Below are 20,560 nucleotides of genomic sequence, written 5' to 3'. Positions count from 1 at the left end.
CTCAGGCGCAGAGCGAGAGGTCAAAGGCCGCATCCTGCCCGAAAGGCTTCAGCCGGCCCTCGGTATCAGCCCGCATCAGTCGCACGGACACCATCAGCCGGTGACCGCTGATCTCCGGCACCAGATCCAGCGATTCGTCCAGCCGCAGGCGCAGCAACTGGTAAGTGCGTCCCTGCGGCAGGGGCTGCTGGTACTGCCCACCGGTTGCCACCACGCGGTGCGGCACGCCGCTGTCGCGCAGCAGGCGCAGCAGGAGGTCCAGTCCATTCTTCATGGGCCAGAGCGAGTCGATCCAGCGGGCCAGGTCCTGGCGGCGGGCTTCGGCCGGGTGCTGCTGCCAGGCGTAATAGGCCGGCAGGTCGAACTCGCAGGTGCCGCCGGGGATGCTGATGCGGCTGCGGATGCTCATCAGCCATTCGTTGGCGGTGAGCGCCTGACCGGCCTTGCCGGCCTGGTTGTTGAGGGCCTGGTAGCCCTCATCGATCTGGCCGATCACCTCGTCCAGCGCGGCTTCAGAGATGTGCGGGTTGCCACGGTAGCCCAGCAGCACGCTGCGGTGGCGGTCCAGTTCCTTCAGGATGTCGGACTTCAGGTCGGCGCGCGAGGCCACGTCCATGATCTCGAAGACGGTAACCAGGGCGAAATGATGGTCCACGGGTTCGTCACGTGGCACCAGCAGAGTCAGCCGCTTGAACAGGTGCTCAAGCCGCAGCATGGTGCGAATGCTCTCGTTGAACGGGTATTCGTACAGGACCAAGGTGGGGCTTCCAGGCGGGTGGGATGCTGTGTCGATTGTTTCACAGCCGGGCTGCAGCCGGCACACCGAAGAATCCAAGCATCCACAGGGCATCGAGCTCGCCCGCGAGTTCGTCCAGGGCCAGACCGTCGTTGACGACGCTCGCATCGGCCGCGGCCCGCCGCTCAGCCCGGCTGGCCTGCTGCTGGATGACCTGTTGCACCTGGGCCCGTGGCCAGCCGGACCGTGCCTGGACCCGAGCCTGCTGTGTCGCCTCACTGCAGTCCACCACCAGCACGCGGTCCACCTGCCGGCGCCAGCGGGCACCGGCCTCCACCAGCAGGGGGACATCGAAAACCACGGGGTGGGCCGGATCGGCGGTCTGCGCCTGCCGCTCGGTTTCCAGGCCGATCAGCGGATGGAGGATGGCTTCCAGCTTCAGCTTGGCATCCGGCTGGCCGAAGACGAGTGCACGCATGCGGGCCCGGTCCAACGCCCCCTGGCTGTCGATCATCTCGGGTCCGAAACGGGCGGCGATCTCCGGCAGCGCCGCGCCCCCGGCGAGGGTCAGGGCGCGGGCGATCGCGTCGGTGTCGATGACGCAGGCGCCTCGCTGGGCCAGCATCCGGGCCACTGTGCTTTTGCCGCTGCCGATGCCGCCGGTCAGACCGATGCGGCGCGCCCGGGTCATTGTCCGATCCAGCCCAGCACCCGGTCCAGCCCCGCCAGCATCACGACCAGGCCGCCGCCAGCCAGGAAGGGGCCGAAAGGCACGTAGCGCCCCTCCCTCAGGGCGTTGCTGAGCTTCATGCCGATGCCCACGAACGCGCCGATCACCGAGGCCATCAGCACGATGGGCAGGATGGCCTGCCAGCCCAGCCAGGCGCCCAGGGCGGCCAGCAGCTTGAAGTCGCCCTGCCCCATGCCTTCCTTGCCGGTGGTGAGCTTGAACAGCCAGTACACCGACCACAGCGAGAGGTAGCCCGCAGCCGCCCCGCCGATGGACAGGGCGATCGGCAGGGTCCAGCCCAGGGCAGCGGCGCACAGACCGGCCCACAGCAGGGGCAGGGTGAGGCTGTCGGGCAGCAGGGTGGTGTCCCAGTCGATGGCGGTCAGGGCCACCAGGGTGGCCGCCACGCCGCACCACAGCAGCACGGCCGGCTGCGGGCCCATGCGCCAAGCCAGGCCGGCAAACAGCAGACCGGTGACCAGTTCCACCAGAGGGTAGCGCGCCGAGATGCGGGTGCCGCAGGCGGCACACCGACCGCGCAGCCGCAGCCAGCCCAGCAGAGGGATGTTCTCGTGCCAGCGAATGGCGTGGCCGCAGGCCGGGCAGCGCGACGCCGGCTTGGACAGGGACAGGGGGGGCAGCCCCTCAAGACGTCGTGTCAGCTCCAGCGCGGTGGGCGCCAGGGGCTTCGGGACCGCATCACCAAAGGTGCGCTGCCAGGAATCGGCGTCCGACAGTTGTGCCGCCACATCGGCCCACCATTGCCGCTCCATCATGCGGGGCAGCCGGTGGGCTACCACGTTCAGGAAGCTGCCCACGCACAGGCCCAGCAGACCCAGCACCCAGGGCGAGAGCCACCAGCCCAGGGTTTCGGTACCACCCACCATGCCTCAGACCACCTGACCCAGCTTGAAGATCGGCAGGTACATGGAGACCACGATGCCACCGATGAGCACGCCCAGGATCACGATGATCAGGGGCTCCATCAGGGTGGACAGGCCCTTGACCATCTCGTCCACCTCTTCCTCGTAGAAGTCGGCCGCACGGGAGAGCATGTCGTCCAGCGCGCCCGATTCCTCACCGATGGCGGCCATCTGCAGCACCATGTTCGGGAACACGCCGGTGGTGGTCATCGACGGGGTGAGGGCCGTGCCGGCCGCCACGTCGCGCTGGATCTGCTCGGTGGCCTTGGCATAGACCGCGTTGCCGGCGGTGCCGCCGACCGAGTCAAGCGCTTCCACCAGCGGTACGCCTGCCGCGAACAGCGTGGAGAGCGTGCGCGTCCAGCGGGCCACCACCGACTTCATGATCAGCTCACCGAAGATCGGCATGCGCAGCAGCAGCCGGTCCATCACCATCTGCATCTTCTCCGAGCGCTTCCAGGTGCGGAAGAACATGTAGCCGCCACCAAAGATGGTGCCGAAGATGGCCCACCAGTAGTGCACGAAGAAGTCGCTCATGCCCATGACCAGCAGGGTGGGGGCCGGCAGATCGGCGCCGAAGCTGGTGAAGACCTGCTTGAAGGCCGGGATCACGAAGATCATGATCACTGTCACCACCACGAAGGCCACCACCAGCACCGAGACCGGATAGATCATCGCCGACTTGACCTTCTGCTTCAGTGCCAGGCTCTTCTCCTGGTACATGGCCAGGCGGGCCAGCAACTGCTCCAGGATGCCGCCGGCTTCACCGGCCTCGACCAGGTTGCAGTACAGCGCGTCGAAGTATTGCGGGTGCCGGCGGAAGGCCGAGGACAGGGCCGTGCCGGTCTCCACATCGGCGCGGATGTCGAGCAGGAGGCGGGTCAGCCGGGCGTTGACGCTGCCGCGGGCGACGATGTCGAACGCCTGCAGCAAGGGCACGCCGGCCCGCATCATGGTGGCCAGCTGCCGCGTGAAGACGGCAATGTCCTTGGGCTTGATCGACTTGCCACCGGAGGTGCGGCGCTTCTTGACCTTGGAGACCATCACCCCCTGGCGGCGCAGGCTGGCGCTGACCGCGGCCTCGCCCCCGGCGCGCATCTCACCGCGGACGATCTTGCCGTTGCGGTCCTTGCCTTCCCATTCGTAGGTGAAGTCCTTGACGTTCTTCGCTGCCGCTGCAGTTGCCATTGAGCCTCCGACCGCTCCCGACGGTTGATGGATGAGTGTGTTCTGTTGCCGCGTTCGTTTGCGACTCAGTCGTTGGTGGCCGCAATCACCTCTTCAAGGGTGGTGACCCCCAGCTTGACCTTCACCAGGCCGGACTGTCGCAGGTCACGCACACCTTCGCGCCGCGCCTGCTCGGCCAAGTCCACGGCCGAGCCGTTGCTCAGGATCAGCCGCTGGATCGTCTCTGTGATGGGCATGGCCTGGTAGACACCGACCCGGCCACGGTAGCCATTGTTGCAGGCCGAGCAGCCGACGGCCTTGTAGGGGCGCCAACTGCCGTCCAGATCGCTTTCCTCGTAGCCCGCCCGGATCAGGGCATCGCGCGGATAGTCCACGGGTTGCTTGCAGCTCTCGCACAGCCGGCGCACGAGGCGCTGTGCGGTGATCAGCAGCACGCTAGAAGCGATGTTGAACGGGGCGACCCCCATGTTCAGCAGGCGGGTGAGCGTGGAGGGGGCGTCGTTGGTGTGCAGTGTGGACAGCACCATGTGGCCAGTCTGTGCCGCCTTGATCGCGATGTCGGCGGTTTCGAGGTCCCGGATTTCGCCCACCATGATCACGTCCGGATCCTGCCGCAGGAAAGATTTCAGCGCGCTGGAGAAGGTCAGTCCTGCTTTGTCGTTGACGTTGACCTGGTTGATCCCCGGCAGGTTGATTTCCGCCGGGTCCTCCACGGTGGAAATGTTCACGCCAGGCTGGTTCAGGATGTTCAGGCAGGTGTAGAGCGACACGGTCTTGCCTGAGCCGGTCGGGCCGGTCACCAGCACCATGCCGTAGGGGCGGTAGACGGCATGGAGCAGCCGTTCCTTCTCGGCCGGCTCGTAGCCCAGTGCCTCGATGCCCAGCTTGGCGCTGGAGGAATCGAGGATACGGATCACGATCTTTTCGCCGAACAGCGTGGGCAGCGTGCTGACACGGAAGTCGATCGACTTGCTGCCGAAGCGCAGCTTCATCCGGCCGTCCTGGGGGACGCGCTTCTCCGAGATGTCCAGGCGGGAGATCACCTTGATGCGCGAGGCCAGCTTGTCCTTGATCGCCAGCGGAGGCTGGGTGATTTCGCGCAGTTCTCCATCGACGCGGAAGCGGACGCGGTAGTGGAACTCGTAAGGCTCGAAGTGCAGGTCGGAGGCCCGCATGTTGATGGCATCCACCAACATTTTTTGCAGGAAGCGCACCACCGGCGCGTCCTCCACCTCGGACACCACGTCGGCCGGCGGAGCGTTCGCGCCAGCGTCCTCTTCCGTGACTTCGAAATCGAAGTCTGCCGCACTGATGGCCTCCAGGGCCTGGTTGGCCGACCCGGTTTGTCCGTCGATCAGCTTGCTGAGCTTGTCGTGCTCGACCACCACCCACTCAGGCGACAGCTGGGTGGCGAACTTGATGCGCTCGCTGGCCTCCTGGTCCGTCGGATCAACACAGGCCAGGAACAGTCGGCTGCCCCGCTTGTTCAGCGGCAGGACGTGGTACTGCCCGATCAGCTTGGCGTCGATGATGTTCTTGGGCAGGCGCTGAACATCCACCGCATCCAGGTCCAGCAGGGGAACCGCGAGCGCGGAAGACAGCGCATGCGCCAGTTGGGCCGGACTGAGTTCGCCCGACCCCATCAGCTCGCTGATGAAGGAGACCTTTTTCTCCTTCGCGCCGCGCACCAGTTCCTCGGCACGTGCTGCCGCCAGCTTGCCGCCATGGACAAGCACGCGCGCCACGCCGGAAAGCGTGGGCTTTGAAACATCAGTGATAGTGTCCACGGGTCACAGCAGGCCGGCTGGGCAGGCCAACACCTTGCTCGGCGCAAAATCAATGGCACATGATGACGCAAAACGGCCGCGTTCTGTCAACGGCGCTCGCTTCCGTGGCAGGTGGGGACCGAATTTCCACAGAAATGGCGGCTCCAGGCGACAAAGTGTGTCCGTGCGTCACGGCAGGCGTCACCGGGCGGGGACCGCAGAAAGCACAAAGGCCACGGAAGTCCGTGGCCTTTGTGCATGTGCCTGGTCGGGGTGAGAGGATTCGAACCTCCGGCCTCTACGTCCCGAACGTAGCGCTCTACCAGGCTAAGCTACACCCCGAAGAAGTCGATGGAGCCAAAGCCACCACCGCTCTTGGTGATCTGTTTTTTTCGGTTTCTTTGCCAGCGCTTTTGACTGCGTTCGACTCAGAAAGACCGATCAACTGATCGAGCAGGAAATTCTAGCAAGATTTTTTGGGCAAGGGAAGGGGGTAGGGTGGCGATGCTTTGCTGGGCCGCTTCGGCCTCCTGCCGCGCGGCCTGGCGTGTCACCTCCAATGCCCCCGTGCGATGGACGATGGCCACGATGTCACGCAGTCGCTCCACCTCGCCATGCTCAATGGCGTGCCGGATCACCTGGCGTTCTTCGGCGCTGCCGCGCTGCATGGCCGCCAGCAGAGGCAGGGTGGGTTTGCCTTCGCGCAGATCGTCACCCACGTTCTTGCCCAGGGTGGTGGTGTCCCCCTGGTAGTCCAGCAAGTCGTCCACCAGCTGGAAGGCGGTTCCCAGCGCGCGCCCGTAGCTGGCGCAGGCCTCTTCCGTTTCGCGGGGTGCGCCGGCGAGCACCGCGCCCAGACGGGCGCTGGCCTCGAACAGCTTGGCGGTCTTGTAGCGGATCACCTGCAAATAACTCTCCAGGGCCACATCGGGCTGGTGCATGTTCATCAGCTGCAGCACTTCGCCTTCGGCGATGACGTTGGTGGCCTCGGCGAGCACCTCGAGCACGCGCAGGTCGCCCACCGAAACCATCATTTCGAAGGCCCGGGAGTAGAGGAAATCGCCGACCAGCACGCTGGCGGCATCGCCGAACACGGCATTGGCCGTGGGGCGGCCGCGCCGAAGCATCGACTCGTCCACCACATCGTCGTGCAGCAGCGTGGCGGTGTGGATGAACTCCACCGTGGCGGCCAGTTCATAGTGATGGTCGCCTTGGTAGCCCAGGGCCTGGGCAAACAACAGCACCAGCCGCGGCCGGATGCGCTTGCCGCCGGCATTGACGATGTAGTGGCCGATCTTTTCAATCAAGTCCACTTCTGACCGCAGTCGCCTCTGGATGGCCTCGTCTACCCGGCGCATTTCCAGGGCCATCGGATCGGGGTCGGTGGCCGCATGGTGGACCTGGGCGAGCGAGGGGGTCATGGAGACACGGGTGGCGAGGCACGGGACTGGAGCGGGCCATTATAGGAAGGTGGGCCCGTCCCCGTTGGTCATGGGCCGCACAAGCTGGCATTCTGGGGGGCGGCATGCTATGATGCCAAGCTTCGCCTGGGAATGGGCCCGGGCGGGATTGGTGTTCCGGTTGTGCTGCGCGGCGTTTGTCGCGGACCACCCCGGCTCACCTTTGAGCAAAAGGGCACATATGTACGCGGTCGTAAAAACCGGTGGCAAGCAATACAAGGTTGCTGCCGGCGAAAAGATCAAGGTAGAACAGATTGCTGCGGACGTTGGCCAGGAAATCGTGATCGATCAGGTACTGGCCGTGGGTAGCGGCGCGGATCTGAAGATCGGGACCCCCCTGGTGAGCGGCGCCACGGTCAAGGCAGTGGTGGTGGCTCATGGCCGTCACGACAAGGTCCGCATCTTCAAGATGCGCCGTCGCAAGCACTACCAGAAGCATGGCGGTCACCGCCAGAACTACACCGAGCTGGAGATCAGCGCGGTCAACGCCTGATCCGGGCATCAGAAGGAGTTCTGAACCATGGCACAGAAAAAAGGCGGCGGTTCCACGCGGAACGGCCGTGATTCCCAACCGAAGATGCTGGGCGTGAAGGCATTTGGTGGTCAAGTGGTTTCGGCCGGCTCGATCATCGTGCGTCAGCGCGGTACCAAGTTCCACGCTGGCAACAATGTCGGCATGGGCCGCGACCACACGCTGTTTGCGCTGGTCGAGGGCACCATCTCGTTCGCCGTCAAGGGCGAGCACGACCGCCACACCGTGAACGTGACGCCGCTGGCCTGAGGCCTGCGCGTCCTGTTTGCCTTCGGGCAGACCGCCAAAGCCCCGGCACGCCGGGGCTTTTTGTCTTCTGGCCACCGCCGCGCTGGCGGGGCCGCCCGGCATCGCGGGAGCGGTGCATCCTCTCCGATACCATCGAGGCACCATGAAATTCGTTGACGAAGCCACCATCGACATCGCCGCCGGCAACGGGGGCGCAGGCTGCGTGAGCTTCCGCCGCGAGAAGTTCATTCCCTTCGGCGGGCCGGATGGCGGCGATGGCGGGCGCGGCGGCAGCGTCTATGCCGTGGCCGACCGCAATCTCAACACGCTGATCGATTACCGCTACCAGCGACGCTACGACGCCCGCAATGGCGAGGGCGGGCGCGGCGCGGACTGCTTCGGCGCCGCCGCGGAGGATGTCGTCCTGCGCATGCCGGTGGGCACCATCATCACCGACATTGAAACCGGTCGCGTGCTGGCCGAGCTGATTGAACCCGATCAGCCGGTGCTGCTCGCCAAGGGTGGCGACGGCGGCTTCGGCAACCTCCATTACAAGAGCGCGACCAACCGCGCGCCGCGCCAGCACACGCCGGGCTGGCCGGGCGAGCGCTACAAGGTCAAGCTGGAGCTGCGCGTGCTGGCCGATGTGGGCCTGCTGGGCATGCCCAATGCGGGCAAATCCACGCTGATCGCCGCCATCTCCAACGCCCGGCCCAAGATCGCCGACTACCCCTTCACCACCCTGCATCCCAATCTGGGGGTGGTGCGGGTCGGGCCGGAAAAGAGCTTTGTCGTGGCCGACATTCCCGGCCTGATCGAGGGCGCTTCCGAAGGCGCCGGTCTGGGCCACCTGTTCCTGCGCCATCTGCAGCGTACCCGGTTGCTGTTGCACGTGGTGGACCTGGCGCCCTTCGACGAAGGCGTCGACCCGGTGCAGCAGGCCAAGGCCATCGTCGAGGAACTGCGCAAGTACGACGACGGCCTGCATGCCAAGCCCCGCTGGCTGGTGCTGAACAAGCTGGACATGGTGCCTGAAGACGAGCGCGCCGCGCGGGTCAAGGATTTCGTCAAGCGCTACAAGTGGAAGGGGCCGGTGTTCGAGATCTCGGCCCTGGCGCGCGAAGGTCTGCAGCCGCTGCTTCATGCCATCTGGGACCACGTGGCGGCCCAGCAGGAGCTCCCGCCGCCTGAGCGTGATCCGCGCTTTGACGAGGTGCCCGGCGAGGCCGGCCATGAGTGAGGCCCTGCGCCAGGCCCGGCGCATCGTCGTCAAGGTGGGCTCCAGTCTGGTGACCAACGAGGGCCGGGGCGTGGACGCCGAAGCCATCGGCAACTGGTGCCGCCAGATGGCTGCGCTGGCCCACCAGGGACTGGAGGTGGTCATGGTCTCCAGTGGCGCGATTGCCGAAGGCATGAAGCGCCTGGGCTGGACCAGCCGTCCGACCGAACTTTCCGAGTTGCAGGCTGCCGCAGCCGTGGGGCAGATGGGCCTGGCCCAGATGTACGAGAGCCAGCTGTCCCGCCATGGCATGGGCAGCGCCCAGGTGCTGCTCACCCATGCCGATCTGGCCGACCGCGAGCGTTACCTGAATGCCCGCTCGACCCTGCTGACCCTGCTGGGCTTGAAGGTCATCCCGGTCATCAACGAGAACGACACCGTCGTCAACGACGAAATCAAGTTCGGCGACAACGACACGCTGGGCGCTTTGGTGGCCAACCTGATCGAGGCCGATGCCTTGATCATCCTGACCGATCAGAAGGGCCTGTACTCGGCCGATCCACGCAAGGACCCCGACGCCCGCTTCATCGACGTCGCCCAGGCCGGTGACCCGGCCCTGGAAGACATGGCCGGCGGCGCCGGCTCCCGTGTGGGCACCGGCGGGATGATCACCAAGGTGCTCGCGGCCAAGCGTGCTGCGGGCAGCGGTGCCAGCACGGTGATCGCCTGGGGCCGGGAGCCGGATGTGCTGTTGCGTCTGGCGGCGGGCGAAGCCATCGGCACCGCCCTGGTGGCTGGCACGGCCAAGACGGCAGCCCGCAAGCAGTGGATCCTGGATCACCTGCAGATCCACGGCGCCGTGCGGATCGACGCCGGCGCGGTGGCCAAGCTGACCCGGGAAGGCGCCAGCCTGCTGCCCATCGGTGTGACCGCCGTCGAAGGTGATTTCCAGCGTGGCGACGTGATTGCCATCGGCGACGCCCAGGGCCAGGAGGTGGCCCGCGGGCTGGCCAGCTACTCCAGCGCCGAGGCGCGCCTCATCGCGCGCAAGCCCTCGTCACAGATCGCCGGTCTGCTGGGGTACACCCACGGCACCGAACTGGTCCACCGCGACAACCTCATCCTGCGCTGAAGCCGGCTGAGCCGCCAGGTCGCAGAAGTCGCCTCCCAGAGGGGGGGCATCCCGACGCCCATCGCGGCCATGCGGGCGGACGCCGCCGCGCAGATAGCGGTTCGGATGATGGGACACCTTGGGCAGGAAGCGCGCCAGTTCGGTCAACGCCAGTTGGTAGACATCCCGCTTGAACTCGATCACCACGTCCAGTGGCACCCAGTACTCGTTCCAGCGCCAGGCGTCGAACTCGGGATGGTTGGTGGCGCGCAGGTTCATGTCGCTGTCGCGCCCGCACAGGCGCAGCAGGAACCAGATCTGCTTCTGGCCCTTGTAATGGCCGCGTGCGTCCTTGCGGATGAAGTTCTCGGGCACGTCGTAGCGCAGCCAGTCACGGGTGCGTGCGACGATCTCGACATGCTCGGGCCGCAGCCCGACTTCCTCGTGCAACTCACGCAACATCGCCTGCTCAGGCGACTCGCCGTACTTGATGCCCCCTTGCGGGAACTGCCAGGAGTGGGTGCGCAAGCGCTTGCCCCAAAACACCTGATTGCGGGCGTTGAGCAGGATGATGCCGACGTTGGGCCGATAGCCTTCCCGGTCGAGCATAATCAAACCCCTGATTTTGAACTGAAATCAATATAGCACCGGCCGTGCCAGCTGCGGAGCTTCTCGCTAACCCGCAGGCCGCGGTCAGGCTGCAGAGCCCCCCATGAAAGCCTCCCAGTTTTTCATTTCCACCCTCAAGGAAGCGCCCGCCGATGCGGAAGTGGTCAGCCACAAGCTGATGATGCGTGCCGGCATGATCAAGCGCCTGGGCGCTGGCATCTACAACTACATGCCCATGGGCCTGCGGGTGATCCGCAAGGTCGAGGCCATCATCCGCGAAGAGATGAACCGTGCCGGTGCGGTGGAGCTGCTGATGCCGGTGGTGCAGCCCGCCGAGCTGTGGCAGGAGACGGGCCGCTTCGACAAGATGGGGCCGGAACTCATGCGGGTCAAGGACCGGCATGACCGCGACTTCGTGATCCAGCCGACCTCGGAAGAGGTGGTGACCGACATCGCCCGCCAGGAGCTGCGCAGCTACAAGCAACTGCCCAAGAACTTCTATCACATCCAGACCAAGTTCCGTGACGAGCGCCGTCCCCGCTTCGGCGTGATGCGCGGGCGCGAGTTCACGATGAAGGACGCCTACTCCTTCGACCGTGACGTGCCCGCAGCGACCCTCAGCTACCAGACCATGTTCGATGCGTACAAGCGCATCTTTGACCGCTTTGGCTTGCAGTACCGTGCTGTGGCGGCCGACACGGGCGCCATTGGCGGCGAGATCTCGCACGAGTTCCAGGTCATTGCCGAGACGGGGGAAGACGCCATCGTCTACTGCCCGGGCAGCGATTTCGCAGCCAATATCGAGCTGGCCGAAGGGGTGCCCTTGCTGTCCCAGCGCGCTGGGGCCACGCAAGCGCTGGCCAAGACGGCCACGCCGGGCAAGAGCACCTGCGCCGATGTGGCAATGCTGCTAGGCTTGCCGCTGGCGCAGACCGTCAAGTCGCTGGTGTTGGCCACCGATGAGCTAGACGAACGGGGCGACATCAAGAAGACCACCGTGTGGCTGCTGCTGTTGCGCGGCGATCATGATCTGAACGAGGTCAAGACTAGCAAGGTCGAGGGCCTGAAGGCGGGCTTCCGCTTTGCCACCGTGGCCGAGATCGAGGACCACTTCGGCTGCAAGCCGGGCTACCTGGGGCCCATCGGCCTGAAGAAGCCGGTGAAGGTGATCGCCGACCGCACCGTGGCCCGCATGGCTGATTTCGTCTGCGGAGCCAACGAGCCTGACTTCCACCTCACCGGGGTCAACTGGGGCCGGGATTTGCCTGAGCCCGACGTGGTGGCCGACATTCGCAACGTGGTCGAGGGTGATCCGTCCCCCGACGGCCAGGGCGTGCTGGCTATCCAGCGCGGGATCGAGGTCGGCCATGTGTTCCTGCTGGGCACCAAGTACTCCAAGGACATGAATGCCACCTTCCTGGACGAAACCGGCAAGCCGCAGCTGATGGTCATGGGCTGCTACGGCATCGGCGTCACCCGCATCCTGGGCGCGGCCATCGAGCAGAACCACGATGAGCGCGGCATCATCTGGCCGGCTGCCATCGCGCCGTTCCAGGTGGCGATCTGCCCGATCGGTTACGACCGTTCGGTCGAGGTGAAGGCCGCGGCCGACGCGCTGCACCAGGAACTGCTGGACGCCGGGATGGATGTGATCCTGGACGACCGCGGAGAGCGTCCGGGCGCCATGTTCGCCGACTGGGAGTTGATTGGCGTGCCGCAACGCGTGGTCATTTCCGACCGCGGACTGAAGGAAGGTGCCTTGGAAGTGCAGGGCCGCCGAGAGGCCGAAGCCAGCAAGGTGGCGCCGGCCGAAGTGGGCGCGTTCGTGAAGGCGCGCCTGTCGGCATGACCGCTCGTGGCGCCGGCCCCAGCGCGGGCCGGCGGGTTTGCCTGCTGGGCCTGGGGAGTCTGTTGCTGCCCGCCTGGCGTCCTGCCTGGGCGGGGGCCCAGGTCGAGGAGCAGCTGGCCGATGCTGTCCGCACGGCACTGTCGGCGGCCGTGGCCGACAGTGCGCCTCCCAAGCCCCGCTTTGACCAGATCGAGGACCGACTGGCCTACCTGCGTTGGCTGGGGACGATGAGCGACCGCCTGAAGCGGCAGAAGTCCGAGTTGCAGACCCGCGTGGAGTTTCTCGAGACACTCTGGTACGAGAGCAAGCGGGCTGGACTGGAGCCGGCCCTGGCGCTGGGGCTGGTGCAGGTGGAGAGCAACTTCCGCAAGTACGCCATCAGCGTGGCCGGCGCCCGCGGCTACATGCAGGTGATGCCTTTCTGGATGCGCCAGATTGGCAACGGGGATGTTTCCCGTCTGTTCCACATGCAGACTAATCTGCGCTTTGGCTGCGTGATCCTGCGTCACTACCTGGACGTGGAGCAGGGCAACCTCTTCATGGCGCTGGGCCGCTACAACGGCAGCCGCGGCCGGGCCGAATACCCGAACATGGTGTTGGGCGCGCGCAAGCGCTGGCTGCCGACCGTCTGAGCGGTCGGGCTCAGAGCCCAGTCCAACGGCGAGGTTGGCCCCGGCCCACGCCGGTCAGCTCGATCACCCGCTCCACCGTGTCGTCCACCAGCTCGGCGATGCTCTGGGGGCGGTGGTAGAAGGCGGGCAGCGGCGGGAAGACGATGCCGCCCATCTCCGTCACCGCGGTCATGTTGCGCAGGTGGGCCAGGTTGAATGGGGTTTCGCGCACCATCAACACCAGACGCCGCCGCTCCTTGAGCGTCACGTCCGCGGCGCGCGTGAGCAGGTTGTCGCCAAAGCCATGGGCGATGGCCGCCAGCGTCTTCATCGAACAGGGCGCCACCACCATGGCGGTGGTGGGGTGGCTGCCGCTGGCAATGCAGGCGCCCACGTCGCCCAGGGCATGGACCTCATCGGCCAACTGTTCCAGCGCGCCGCGATCCAGGCCCAGCTCATGGTGCACATTCAGCACCCCGGCCGAGGTGACGACCAGATGGGTGTATACCTGCAACTCGCGCAGGCGCTCCAGCAGACGCACGCCATACACCGCGCCCGAAGCGCCGGTGATGCCCACCGCGACCCGCGGCGGAGCCGATGACTCCACGGTCAAGGCCGCAGATCCTCAGGCTGCCAGCATGGGCTGCAGTTCGCCGGTCTGGTACATCTCCATCATGATGTCCGAGCCGCCGACGAATTCGCCGTTCACGTACAGCTGGGGGATGGTGGGCCAGTTGGCGTAGTCCTTGATGCCCTGGCGGATTTCCTCATCCTCCAGCACATTCACCGTGGTGATGTCGGTCGCGCCGCAGGCCTTCAGGATCTGGATGGCCCGGCCCGAGAAACCGCACATCGGAAACTGGGCGGTGCCCTTCATGAACAGAACCACCTTGTGGCCCTTGACGAGTTGGTCGATGCGTTGCTGAACGTCGCTCATGGCTGTCTCTGCTTCTGCTGTCCGGACATGGGTCACCGTGACCCATCGGTCCCGGTGTCGTATGGCAGATTTATACGTCAAGCCGACGCTGCCGGTGGCGAAAGCCCGGCAAGGCCCCGGGACGCGCCCAGGAAAAGTGCCGGTTTGGGTTCAGAAGCGGTAGGACAACTGCACCTGCATCACCGGTGTCAGCTGCATGCGGTCCAGCAGATCACTGCCCTGCAGGCCGGTGGCGGGACGCAGGCCCTGGGCCAGCAGCCCCAGGTCGGCGCTCAGGCTCAGGCCGCTGCGAGCCCACCAAGCGGTGTAACCCATGCCCAGGTAAGGGGTGGGGCTGTGATCCAAGGCACGGGTGCCCGGCGTGGACAGCAGCGAGGGGCGGGTCAACACAGGCTCAGTCCCCGCGGGCATGGGAGCGCCCAGGGCCAGGGAAGGTGGGCCGAACAACAGGGCGCCGGTGGCGCGCAGCCCGCCGCCATCGCCCACCTGGCCCAGGCCCAGGTACCGGTCACCCGACACGCTGGCAGCCCCCAGGCCCAGGCGCGCACCTTCGAGGGACGCGGACCAGCCGATCGGCTGGCTCACCGTGCTGATGCGCAGCTGCCATTGGGGCCAATGGTCTTCCGGATGCAGGCCATCGCCCACCGTGGCGGCACCACAGGTGGCCACCCACAGGGCACCCACCATGAAACCCAGGACTTTGCGCATGATCCAGTCCTCCATCACAGCTGCCCGGGCGCCTTCGAGTCGGTGAAGGCACTTGCATCCGGTGACATTGATGCTACGCCAGCAGCAGCTTCTTGCGCACTGAAATGCGGGCGGGAAAACGCCTTGTTTCAGGCCAAGTCCCGCTCGGCCCGAGCGGGCCAGCGGCCACCGGTGCATCGGTCCACGCCGGCGAGATCCTGGCGGGTCTGAACATCGCGGAAACCCGCTTCGGCCAGCAGGCTCCGCACTGCCTTGGCCTGGTCCCAGCCATGTTCGAACAGCAGCCAGGCCTCCGGGCGCAGGTGGGACGGCGCATCACGCACCAGCGCGCGCAGGGCGTCCAGTCCGTCCCCTTCGGGGGTCAGCGCCTGCCGCGGCTCGTGGCGCAGCGCCGGCAGGTGGGGATCGTCACCTGCGATGTAGGGGGGATTGCTCACCGCCAGATCGAAGGTTTTGCCTGCCACCGCCTGCCACCAGTCGCTCTGCAGAAAACGCACGGGCAGCGCCAGCCGCTCGGCATTGGTCCGCGCCACCGCCAGCGCATCGGCGCTGGCATCCAGGGCCGTGACATCGGCCGCGGGCCAGCGGTGACGCAGGGCCAGCGCGATGGCGCCGCTGCCGGTGCCCAGGTCGATGACCCGTGGGGATGTCGCTGCCATGCCCACCAGGCATTCCAGTGCCCAGTCGACCAGCACCTCGGTGTCCGGCCGGGGCACCAGCACCGCCGGGCTGACCTGCAGCCGCAGGCCGTGGAACTCCCGCTCGCCCAGCAGATAGGCCACCGGTTCGCCGTCCAGCCGGCGCTGAACCAGGGCTTCGAAGCGCTGCTGCTCGCCTGTGGGCAACGGAGCATCGTCATGGGCGATCAGCCAGCTGCGGTCGTGTTGCAGTACATGGCCCAGCAAGAGGTGGGCGTCGACCCGATCGATCCCGGCCTGCAGGGCCTGGCGCAGGGCCTGGGCAACGGTCAGGGCCTGGCTCATGCGCCGGTCTCCAGCGCGGCCAGCTGCTGCTGGGCGCGGGCGACCTGCAGAGCCTGGATCAACTCGCCCAGGTCACCGTCCATCACTGCACCGAGCTTGTAGAGCGTCAGGTTGATGCGGTGGTCGGTCACCCGGCCCTGGGGGAAGTTGTAGGTGCGGATGCGGTCGCTGCGGTCGCCCGAGCCCACCAGGGCCTTGCGGGTGGCCGCCTCCTTGGCCTGACGCGCGCTGCGTTCCCTGTCCTGCAGCCGGGCCTGCAGCACGGCCAGGGCCTTGGCCTTGTTGCGGTGCTGGCTGCGGTCGTCCTGGCATTCGGCCACCAGGCCGGTGGGCAGGTGGGTGACGCGGATGGCGCTGTCGGTCTTGTTGATGTGCTGTCCGCCGGCGCCGCTGGCGCGGAAGGTGTCGATGCGCAGCTCGGCCGGGTTGAGCGTCACCTCGGCCGCCTCGTCGGGCTCGGGCATCACCGCCACCGTGCAGGCGCTGGTGTGGATGCGGCCCTGGGCCTCGGTGGCCGGCACCCGCTGCACGCGGTGGCCGCCGGACTCGAACTTCATCCGCTCGTAGACCCGTGTGCCCTCCACGCGGACGACGATTTCCTTGTAGCCGCCCAGGTCGGAGGCGCTTTCGCTCATCACCTCGCAGCGCCAGCCTTGGCGCTCGGCAAAGCGCAGGTACATGCGAGCCAGGTCGGCCGCGAACAGGGCGGATTCCTCGCCCCCGGTGCCGGCGCGGATCTCCAGGAAGGCGTTGCGGGCGTCGTCCGGGTCGCGTGGCAGCAGGGCGGTCTGCAGCTGGGTGTCCAGCGTGGCCAGCTCGGCCTGGGCCGTGTCCACCTCATCGCGGGCCATCTCGGCCATCTCCGGGTCGTCCAGCATCTCCCGTGCGGCGGCCAGATCAGCTTCGCGCTGGGCGAAGCGCTGGTACAGCCCCACCACCTCGGCCGCCTCGGCCTGTTCGCGGGCCAGCTGCCGGTAGCGGCCCATGTCGGCGGTGACCTGGGGGTCGGCCAGCAGGCTGTCGAGTTCGGACAGGCGCATGGCCAGGCGCTGGAGCTGCTGGCGCAGGGATTCGTTCATGGGCGGGGGCTCCGCAGAGGAGCCGGGGGAGGCGAGGACGGACGGCGGCTTGCTGCACGGCAGGCGTGCAAAGCAAAGGCGTGCAAAGCGGCAGGACGGCCGCTAATGCCCGTTGCCGGCCGGGTCGCGCGGGCTGTTGCGCAGGAACAGACGCGAGACCACCTCGGCCGTGTGCTGGCGCTGCTCTCCTTCGGAGGCGTGCAGCTCGGCCAGGGCGCCGTGCAGGATCTTCTGGGTCAGGCCGCGGCTGAGGGCGTCCAGCACTTCGTCCACATCACCGCCGCGGGCCAGCAGCTTGCGGGCGCGGGCGATTTCGGCGGCGCGCCAGTGGTCGGCCTGCTGGTTCAGGGCCTGGATCAGCGGCACGCTGGCGCGCTGGTCCAGCCAGTGGCTGAAGCTCTGCACGCCGGCATCGATGATGGCCTCGGCCTGGGCCACGGCGGCTTGGCGCTTCTCGGTGGCCGTCTGCACCGCCTGGGTCAGGTCGTCCACGGTGTAGAGATAGACGTCCGAGAGCTGGGCGACCTCGGGTTCGATGTCGCGCGGCACGGCCAGGTCCACCATGAACATCGGGCGGCGGCGGCGGGCCTTCAGGGCCGATTCCACCGCGCCCAGGCCGATGATGGGCAGGCTGCTGGCAGTGCACGAGATGATGGCGTCGAACTCGTGCAGCCGGCTGGGCAACTCGGCCAGGCGCAGGGCCTGGGCGCCGAAGCGGGTGGCGAGTTTCTCGCCACGCTCCAGCGTGCGGTTGGCCACGGCCATCAGCCGGGGTTCGCGGGCGGCGAAGTGGGTGGCCACCAGCTCGATCATCTCGCCGGCGCCGACGAACAGCACCTTGATCTGGCTGAGGTCTTCGAACAGCTGGGCGGCCAGGCGCACCGTGGCGGCGGCCATGCTGATGGAGTGGCTGCCGATCTCGGTGGAGGTGCGGACTTCCTTGGCCACCGAGAAGGAGCGCTGGAACAGCTGGTGCAGCGTGGTGCCCAGGGTGCCGGCTTCGTCAGCGCCGCGCACGGCCTGCTTCATCTGGCCCAGGATCTGCGGTTCGCCCAGCACCATGGAATCCAGGCCAGAGGCCACGCGGAAGGCGTGCCGGGCCGCCTCGCGGTTCTCCAGCACATAGGTGTGGTCCTGCAGGTGCATCTCGGAGACGCCGCCGCGCTCGGCGAGCCAGGCCAGGGCCGGGCCGACCAACTCCCGACCTTGCTCGGGGGTGGCCGAAGCCACGTAAAGCTCGGTGCGGTTGCAGGTGGACAGGATGGCCGTTTCCGGTGTCGCCCGCCGCAGCGCGTCGCGCAGGGCCTGCAGCGAAGGGGTCAGCTGCTCAGGCGCGAACGCGAACCGCCCGCGCAGATCCAGCGGGGCGGTGTGATGGTTCAGACCGAGCGCGATGACACTCATGTTGCCGATTATAAAATTCGACTTCCGTCCCCGCACTGGGGACGCCCGGCGCAAATGCGGCGGATTTGACAACCATCAAGCGAGAGGCTGGTCGACATGGGTCCCCTGGACGCTTTGTGGCACCTGTTGAACTTCTTCGGCCCGGCCCTGGGCGTGGGGCTGGCGGTGACGCTGCTGGCCAAGCTGATCTGGTGGCGTGAGCTCAAGGCGGTGTCTTTCCAGACCCTGGCGCTGTGGTGTGTGGCCGTCGGAGCCATGGTGCTGGTGGCGGGACTGGTGATTTTCGGTCGGGATGGCCGCATGGCCACCTATGGCGCCCTGGTGCTGGCGATGGCCCTGACGCTGGGCTGGCGCGGCGGCCTGCTGCGCCGCTGAGCGCCCGGCCGGCACCGGGCCGCCTGGGCGAAGTTCAGGCCGTCACGCGGTCGCGCACCAGCACCTCGGCCCGCAGCGAATGCGGGAAGGCCTCGGTGATGGTCACGTCCACCATCTGGCCAATCAGGCGGGCGGTGCCGGCGAAGTTGACGATGCGGTTGCACTCGGTGCGGCCCATCAGCTCCTCGGCATTGCGGCGCGAGGGGCCCTCCACCAGGATGCGTTGCACCGTGCCCACGCGGGCCGCGCTGATGGTGCGCACGTTCTCCTCCAGCCGGGCTTGCAGGCGCTGCAGCCGGGCCAGCTTGACCTCCTGCGGCGTGTCGTCGGGCAGGGCGGCGGCCGGGGTGCCGGGGCGGGCGCTGAAGATGAAGCTGAAGGAGGCGTCGAAGCCGACATCGTCGATCAGCTTCATGGACTTCTCGAAGTCCTCGTCCGTCTCGCCCGGGAAGCCGACGATGAAATCGGTCGACAGGCTGATGTCCGGCCGCACCGCGCGCAGCTTGCGGATGATGCTCTTGTATTCCAGCGCGGTGTAGCCGCGCTTCATGGCCGAGAGGATGCGGTCTGCGCCATGCTGCACCGGCAGGTGCAGGTGGTTGACCAGCTGCGGCACGCGGCCGTAGACGTCGATCAGGCGCTGGCTGAACTCGTTGGGGTGGCTGGTGGTGTAGCGGATGCGCTCGATGCCGGGGATCTCGGCCACGTACTCGATCAGCAGCGCGAAGTCGGCGATCTCGCCGCTGTCGCCCATGGCACCGCGGTAGGCGTTGACGTTCTGGCCCAGCAGCGTCACTTCCTTGACACCCTGGTCGGCCAGGCCGGCAATCTCGGTCAGCACGTCCTCGAAGGGGCGCGACACCTCTTCACCCCGGGTGTAGGGCACCACGCAGTAGGTGCAGTACTTGGAGCAGCCTTCCATGATGGAGACGAAGGCGGTGGCGCCCTCGACCCGGGCCGGCGGCAGGTGGTCGAATTTCTCGATCTCGGGGAAGCTGATGTCCACCTGCGGGCGGCGCTCGGCCTGGCGCTGGGCGATCATCTGCGGCAGGCGGTGCAGCGTCTGCGGGCCGAAGACCAGGTCCACATAGGGTGCTCGCTCGATGATGGCCGCGCCTTCCTGGCTGGCCACGCAGCCGCCCACGCCGATCAGCACGCCCTTTTCCTTCAGGTGCTTGACCCGGCCCAGGTCGGAGAAGACCTTCTCGGCGGCCTTCTCGCGGATGGAGCAGGTGTTGAACAGCACCAGGTCGGCCTGCTCCACGTCGTCGGTGGGCTCGTAGCCTTCGGCGGCGCGCAGCACGTCGCTCATCTTGTCGGAGTCGTACTCGTTCATCTGGCAGCCGAAGGTCCGGATGAACACTTTCTTGGTCGTCATGGCGGGGTCTCCTCCGGCGGGCGCCGGGGCGAAGGTCTGCGCGCAAGGGCAGCGTCAGACCGCAGTCGAAAGGGGGAGTGGCGGCTCAGGACGCCGCCGGGTGGGCCGGAGCCGGCCTCAGGGCTTGGTCCAGGTCTGGGCCGCGGCGTCGAAGGTCCAGCTGCGGGCCTGTTCCAGCGTCATCGGCCAGGGCCGCTTCTCGGCCTCGTCGTCGCGCAGCAGCCAGACGTCAAGCACGGTGCCGGAGTTCATCTCCACCGTGTAGTTCACGACGAAGCGCTGGCCGGTCAAGGTACCGGGCAGCTTCATCATGTTGTCGGTGCCATGGATGCGCGCGCCCGGGGCCAGGCGGGCGGACTCGCCGTTGAGCAGGATCTGCGGCGGCGCGCTGAAGTTGATGACGCCACGCAGCGCGTTGGCGGGGAAGGTGCGCGTCATCCAGGCCTGAGCGACCAGCGGGGTCAGCAACAGGGCGGCGGGGCCCGCCAGCAGGCGACGGCGGGTCAGGCAGGGAACACAGCGGGGCATGGTGTGGATCCAGAGGCTGTGAAGCAGTGGGGCCCGATCGAGTGATCTGGCGACCGAGCCAATGAAAAGGCCCGAGCATTTTGCAATGACTCGGGCCAGTATGTTCTGGTGGCGCTTCAGGGATTCGAACCCCGGACCTGCGGATTATGATTCCGTCGCTCTAACCGGCTGAGCTAAAGCGCCAAGAGCCCTCTACTATAGCATCG

At 67.0% G+C, this 20,560-nt stretch carries 22 protein-coding genes and 2 tRNA genes; 7 read left to right on the top strand and 17 right to left on the bottom strand.

Annotation, left to right across the window (positions count from 1 at the left end; translation table 11 throughout):
• Position 1: 1 nt before the first annotated feature.
• From zapD to M0L44_RS09255, 7 genes are all read right to left on the bottom strand, one after another.
• Positions 2 to 757, bottom strand: coding sequence for a cell division protein ZapD (gene zapD, locus M0L44_RS09285; protein ID WP_252769417.1), 756 nt, complete (start codon positions 755 to 757; stop codon positions 2 to 4).
• Between the two features lie 40 nt (positions 758 to 797).
• Positions 798 to 1,427, bottom strand: a complete 630-nt coding sequence (gene coaE, locus M0L44_RS09280) for a dephospho-CoA kinase (RefSeq protein ID WP_252769416.1) — start codon at positions 1,425 to 1,427, stop codon at positions 798 to 800.
• Complete coding sequence (locus M0L44_RS09275; RefSeq protein ID WP_252769413.1) at positions 1,424 to 2,353, bottom strand: prepilin peptidase; 930 nt, start codon at positions 2,351 to 2,353, stop codon at positions 1,424 to 1,426. Before M0L44_RS09275 ends, coaE begins: the two co-directional genes overlap by 4 nt.
• Positions 2,354 to 2,356: 3 nt before the next feature.
• A complete protein-coding gene (locus M0L44_RS09270; RefSeq protein ID WP_252769412.1) occupies positions 2,357 to 3,577 on the bottom strand; it encodes a type II secretion system F family protein in 1,221 nt (406 codons plus the stop codon).
• A 65-nt stretch (positions 3,578 to 3,642) separates the two neighbouring features.
• Complete coding sequence (gene pilB, locus M0L44_RS09265; protein WP_252769410.1) at positions 3,643 to 5,364, bottom strand: type IV-A pilus assembly ATPase PilB; 1,722 nt, start codon at positions 5,362 to 5,364, stop codon at positions 3,643 to 3,645.
• A 244-nt stretch (positions 5,365 to 5,608) separates the two neighbouring features.
• A tRNA-Pro gene (locus M0L44_RS09260) sits at positions 5,609 to 5,685 on the bottom strand.
• Between the two features lie 86 nt (positions 5,686 to 5,771).
• Complete coding sequence (locus M0L44_RS09255) at positions 5,772 to 6,764, bottom strand: polyprenyl synthetase family protein (protein ID WP_252769409.1); 993 nt, start codon at positions 6,762 to 6,764, stop codon at positions 5,772 to 5,774.
• A 220-nt stretch (positions 6,765 to 6,984) separates the two neighbouring features.
• On the opposite strand from M0L44_RS09255, the gene rplU reads away from it, so the two are divergent.
• The 4 genes from rplU to proB all read left to right on the top strand — a co-directional run bounded on the left by rplU (position 6,985) and on the right by proB (position 9,914).
• The gene (rplU, locus tag M0L44_RS09250; RefSeq protein WP_022980501.1) at positions 6,985 to 7,296 is read left to right on the top strand and encodes a 50S ribosomal protein L21; all 312 of its coding nucleotides are present in this window, start codon (positions 6,985 to 6,987) and stop codon (positions 7,294 to 7,296) included.
• A 27-nt stretch (positions 7,297 to 7,323) separates the two neighbouring features.
• Positions 7,324 to 7,584, top strand: a complete 261-nt coding sequence (gene rpmA, locus M0L44_RS09245) for a 50S ribosomal protein L27 (RefSeq protein WP_252769408.1) — start codon at positions 7,324 to 7,326, stop codon at positions 7,582 to 7,584.
• Between the two features lie 142 nt (positions 7,585 to 7,726).
• On the top strand, positions 7,727 to 8,803 hold the full coding sequence (gene cgtA / locus M0L44_RS09240) for an Obg family GTPase CgtA (protein WP_252769406.1): 1,077 nt from the start codon (positions 7,727 to 7,729) through the stop codon (positions 8,801 to 8,803).
• Positions 8,796 to 9,914 (top strand): glutamate 5-kinase, encoded by a 1,119-nt coding sequence (proB, locus tag M0L44_RS09235; protein WP_252769404.1) that lies wholly within the window; start codon positions 8,796 to 8,798, stop codon positions 9,912 to 9,914. Before cgtA ends, proB begins: the two co-directional genes overlap by 8 nt.
• Here the strand turns inward: proB and M0L44_RS09230 are convergent.
• Positions 9,840 to 10,502 carry an RNA pyrophosphohydrolase gene (locus M0L44_RS09230; protein ID WP_252769402.1) on the bottom strand — a complete coding sequence of 221 codons (663 nt, stop codon included), beginning with the start codon at positions 10,500 to 10,502 and terminating at the stop codon, positions 9,840 to 9,842. The genes proB and M0L44_RS09230 overlap by 75 nt on opposite strands.
• A 103-nt stretch (positions 10,503 to 10,605) precedes the next feature.
• Here M0L44_RS09230 and M0L44_RS09225 point away from each other — a divergent pair, with 103 nt between their 5' ends.
• Together M0L44_RS09225 and M0L44_RS09220 are read left to right on the top strand one after the other, a co-directional pair.
• Complete coding sequence (locus tag M0L44_RS09225) at positions 10,606 to 12,351, top strand: proline--tRNA ligase (RefSeq protein WP_252769400.1); 1,746 nt, start codon at positions 10,606 to 10,608, stop codon at positions 12,349 to 12,351.
• Positions 12,348 to 12,983, top strand: coding sequence for a lytic transglycosylase domain-containing protein (locus M0L44_RS09220; RefSeq protein WP_252769399.1), 636 nt, complete (start codon positions 12,348 to 12,350; stop codon positions 12,981 to 12,983). Before M0L44_RS09225 ends, M0L44_RS09220 begins: the two co-directional genes overlap by 4 nt.
• A 10-nt stretch (positions 12,984 to 12,993) precedes the next feature.
• Here M0L44_RS09220 and M0L44_RS09215 read toward each other — a convergent pair whose 3' ends face one another.
• The 6 genes from M0L44_RS09215 to hemA form a co-directional block, all read right to left on the bottom strand.
• Positions 12,994 to 13,575, bottom strand: coding sequence for a UbiX family flavin prenyltransferase (locus M0L44_RS09215; protein ID WP_252769398.1), 582 nt, complete (start codon positions 13,573 to 13,575; stop codon positions 12,994 to 12,996).
• Between the two features lie 12 nt (positions 13,576 to 13,587).
• On the bottom strand, positions 13,588 to 13,899 hold the full coding sequence (gene grxD, locus M0L44_RS09210) for a Grx4 family monothiol glutaredoxin (RefSeq protein WP_252769396.1): 312 nt from the start codon (positions 13,897 to 13,899) through the stop codon (positions 13,588 to 13,590).
• Positions 13,900 to 14,049: 150 nt separating this feature from the next.
• Positions 14,050 to 14,607 carry a hypothetical protein gene (locus M0L44_RS09205; RefSeq protein ID WP_252769394.1) on the bottom strand — a complete coding sequence of 186 codons (558 nt, stop codon included), beginning with the start codon at positions 14,605 to 14,607 and terminating at the stop codon, positions 14,050 to 14,052.
• Positions 14,608 to 14,735: 128 nt separating this feature from the next.
• Positions 14,736 to 15,590, bottom strand: a complete 855-nt coding sequence (gene prmC / locus M0L44_RS09200; protein ID WP_252769393.1) for a peptide chain release factor N(5)-glutamine methyltransferase — start codon at positions 15,588 to 15,590, stop codon at positions 14,736 to 14,738.
• Positions 15,587 to 16,669, bottom strand: a complete 1,083-nt coding sequence (gene prfA, locus M0L44_RS09195) for a peptide chain release factor 1 (RefSeq protein ID WP_252769391.1) — start codon at positions 16,667 to 16,669, stop codon at positions 15,587 to 15,589. The genes prmC and prfA overlap by 4 nt, the downstream gene beginning before the upstream one ends.
• Positions 16,670 to 16,771: 102 nt before the next feature.
• Positions 16,772 to 18,073 carry a glutamyl-tRNA reductase gene (gene hemA / locus M0L44_RS09190; protein ID WP_252769390.1) on the bottom strand — a complete coding sequence of 434 codons (1,302 nt, stop codon included), beginning with the start codon at positions 18,071 to 18,073 and terminating at the stop codon, positions 16,772 to 16,774.
• Positions 18,074 to 18,169: 96 nt separating this feature from the next.
• Here hemA and M0L44_RS09185 point away from each other — a divergent pair, with 96 nt between their 5' ends.
• A complete protein-coding gene (locus M0L44_RS09185) occupies positions 18,170 to 18,448 on the top strand; it encodes a hypothetical protein (RefSeq protein WP_252769389.1) in 279 nt (92 codons plus the stop codon).
• A 34-nt stretch (positions 18,449 to 18,482) separates the two neighbouring features.
• Here the strand turns inward: M0L44_RS09185 and miaB are convergent, their stop codons facing one another.
• The 3 genes from miaB to M0L44_RS09170 form a co-directional block, all read right to left on the bottom strand.
• Complete coding sequence (gene miaB / locus M0L44_RS09180) at positions 18,483 to 19,826, bottom strand: tRNA (N6-isopentenyl adenosine(37)-C2)-methylthiotransferase MiaB (RefSeq protein ID WP_252769387.1); 1,344 nt, start codon at positions 19,824 to 19,826, stop codon at positions 18,483 to 18,485.
• A gap of 117 nt (positions 19,827 to 19,943) precedes the next feature.
• Positions 19,944 to 20,354, bottom strand: coding sequence for a hypothetical protein (locus M0L44_RS09175; protein ID WP_252769385.1), 411 nt, complete (start codon positions 20,352 to 20,354; stop codon positions 19,944 to 19,946).
• A gap of 106 nt (positions 20,355 to 20,460) precedes the next feature.
• A tRNA-Met gene (locus tag M0L44_RS09170) sits at positions 20,461 to 20,537 on the bottom strand.
• Positions 20,538 to 20,560: the final 23 nt, after the last annotated feature.

This window comes from Ideonella oryzae, assembly GCF_024055665.1.
GTDB lineage: Bacteria > Pseudomonadota > Gammaproteobacteria > Burkholderiales > Burkholderiaceae_C > Ideonella > Ideonella oryzae.
This window is presented reverse-complemented; position numbering and strand designations above follow the sequence as displayed.

Excerpts from the sequence above, each read along its gene's own strand:
- coaE (WP_252769416.1), bottom strand. The coding sequence starts at position 1,427 with ATGACCCGGGCGCGCCGCATCGGTCTGACCGGCGGCATCGGCAGCGGC.
- M0L44_RS09275 (WP_252769413.1), bottom strand. The coding sequence starts at position 2,353 with ATGGTGGGTGGTACCGAAACCCTGGGCTGGTGGCTCTCGCCCTGGGTG.
- M0L44_RS09270 (WP_252769412.1), bottom strand. The coding sequence starts at position 3,577 with ATGGCAACTGCAGCGGCAGCGAAGAACGTCAAGGACTTCACCTACGAA.
- M0L44_RS09255 (WP_252769409.1), bottom strand. The coding sequence starts at position 6,764 with ATGACCCCCTCGCTCGCCCAGGTCCACCATGCGGCCACCGACCCCGAT.
- rplU (WP_022980501.1), top strand. The coding sequence starts at position 6,985 with ATGTACGCGGTCGTAAAAACCGGTGGCAAGCAATACAAGGTTGCTGCC.
- rpmA (WP_252769408.1), top strand. The coding sequence starts at position 7,324 with ATGGCACAGAAAAAAGGCGGCGGTTCCACGCGGAACGGCCGTGATTCC.
- cgtA (WP_252769406.1), top strand. The coding sequence starts at position 7,727 with ATGAAATTCGTTGACGAAGCCACCATCGACATCGCCGCCGGCAACGGG.
- proB (WP_252769404.1), top strand. The coding sequence starts at position 8,796 with ATGAGTGAGGCCCTGCGCCAGGCCCGGCGCATCGTCGTCAAGGTGGGC.
- M0L44_RS09230 (WP_252769402.1), bottom strand. The coding sequence starts at position 10,502 with ATGCTCGACCGGGAAGGCTATCGGCCCAACGTCGGCATCATCCTGCTC.
- M0L44_RS09225 (WP_252769400.1), top strand. The coding sequence starts at position 10,606 with ATGAAAGCCTCCCAGTTTTTCATTTCCACCCTCAAGGAAGCGCCCGCC.
- M0L44_RS09220 (WP_252769399.1), top strand. The coding sequence starts at position 12,348 with ATGACCGCTCGTGGCGCCGGCCCCAGCGCGGGCCGGCGGGTTTGCCTG.
- grxD (WP_252769396.1), bottom strand. The coding sequence starts at position 13,899 with ATGAGCGACGTTCAGCAACGCATCGACCAACTCGTCAAGGGCCACAAG.
- M0L44_RS09205 (WP_252769394.1), bottom strand. The coding sequence starts at position 14,607 with ATGCGCAAAGTCCTGGGTTTCATGGTGGGTGCCCTGTGGGTGGCCACC.
- prmC (WP_252769393.1), bottom strand. The coding sequence starts at position 15,590 with ATGAGCCAGGCCCTGACCGTTGCCCAGGCCCTGCGCCAGGCCCTGCAG.
- prfA (WP_252769391.1), bottom strand. The coding sequence starts at position 16,669 with ATGAACGAATCCCTGCGCCAGCAGCTCCAGCGCCTGGCCATGCGCCTG.
- hemA (WP_252769390.1), bottom strand. The coding sequence starts at position 18,073 with ATGAGTGTCATCGCGCTCGGTCTGAACCATCACACCGCCCCGCTGGAT.
- M0L44_RS09185 (WP_252769389.1), top strand. The coding sequence starts at position 18,170 with ATGGGTCCCCTGGACGCTTTGTGGCACCTGTTGAACTTCTTCGGCCCG.
- miaB (WP_252769387.1), bottom strand. The coding sequence starts at position 19,826 with ATGACGACCAAGAAAGTGTTCATCCGGACCTTCGGCTGCCAGATGAAC.
- M0L44_RS09175 (WP_252769385.1), bottom strand. The coding sequence starts at position 20,354 with ATGCCCCGCTGTGTTCCCTGCCTGACCCGCCGTCGCCTGCTGGCGGGC.